Below are 1272 nucleotides of genomic sequence, written 5' to 3' on the forward strand. Positions count from 1 at the left end.
GGGTCAGACCTCGCGCAGATGCAGTATCTGATTGATAACGCCGCCGAACAGCAGGCCGGTCTGGGCCTGCAACTGGGCGTCAGCCTGTCGCCGGAACAGGTCGCGGCGCTGACCAAAAGCATCGTCTGGTGGGAAAAAACCACCGTCAACGGCCAGACGGTTCTGGCACCTAAACTCTATCTTTCTGCTAACGACACCCACGCGGTGACCGGCAGCGTGATTTCCGGGAACACCGTCAATCTCGACGCCGGGCATATCGTCAACGCGGGCAGTACCCTGCAGGCCCAGACGCAACTGGCGGCAAAAAGCAGCAGTTCGCTGGATAACCTTAACGCCGGGCTGATTGCTTCTAACGGCAGCCTGCAGCTGAGCGCGCTGGGCGATATCAATAATATCGGTTCTTCGATTAGCGGACAGACCGTGGCACTGGCCTCGGTCAGCGGCGACATCAATAACGTCACGCAGGCGCAGCAGTGGACGGCCGCGCCGACCACCAGCAAAAGCAAAACGTCTCAGCTGACCTTCAGCCAGACCCAGACCGGCGACGTGGCCGGTATCTCGGCCACTGACGGGCTTTCGCTTACCGCCGGTCACGACATCAACAACACCGGTGCCCGACTCACGGCGGGCAGTGACCTGCAACTGGTGGCGCTGAACGATATCAGCATCACTGGCAACGCGCTCAGCACCAGCAAAACCACGGCGAAAAGCAGTACACAGACCACCGACAGCCAGGCCAGCACGGTCAGCGCGGGCGGTAATTTATCGGCCAGCGCGGGACACGACCTGACCGTGGCGGGCAGCGCCGTCACCGCCAAAGGCGACGCCACGCTGGCGGCAGTCAACGACATCAATCTCAACACGATGGATCAGAGCAGCCATCAGACCAGCGGCAAAAATCAGGCTGACAGCAACAACGCCACCCGCACGGTGGTGAGCAGCGGCGGTGACCTGACGCTCAGCGCCGGGCGCGACCTTAACTCGCAGGCGGCGCAACTCACCGCCGATCTCAACGCCTCACTCAGCGCCGGTCGCGACGTCAACCTGAACGCGCATCAGACCAGCACCTACAGCGAAACCCACGGCAGTAAAAGCGTGAGTATCCGCGAGAATGTGGGGCAGGAAGGGACAGCGGTGGTCAGCGGCGTAAGCACCAGCATTGCCGCCGGGCGTGACATTACGACACAGGCCGCGCAAGTACAGGCCACCGGCGACCTGGCCCTGAACGCCGGGCGGGATGTGAATATCACCACCGCACAGGAAAGCCAGTAC

At 62.2% G+C, this 1272-nt stretch carries 1 protein-coding gene; it reads left to right on the forward strand.

Annotated features, from left to right (window positions below; genetic code table 11):
- Window positions 1-1272 (forward strand): hemagglutinin repeat-containing protein (locus AC1DUO_RS25090; RefSeq protein WP_477989393.1); only part of this gene is annotated, 1272 nt, incomplete at both ends.

The organism is Rahnella sp. P4_A8, from assembly GCF_056402435.1.